The following is a 209-nucleotide window of genomic DNA, read 5'->3' on the forward strand; positions in this document are numbered from 1 at the left end:
CAAGGCGAATAATGAAAGATTCTCAACCACGCTCCAAGGCGAGGGCTTCCAGGTATAAGTATATCAAGGCGAATAATGAAAGATTCTCAACCACTCCTCTACGCTAGAATCAACGAAATTAAGTATATCAAGGCGAATAATGAAAGATTCTCAACCGTCGGTGGTGAGTATGGAGGTTTGCCGTAAGTATATCAAGGCGAATAATGAAA

It is taken from the genome of Rothia sp. HMSC065C03, from assembly GCF_001837295.1.
In the GTDB taxonomy this organism is placed as follows: domain Bacteria; phylum Actinomycetota; class Actinomycetes; order Actinomycetales; family Micrococcaceae; genus Rothia.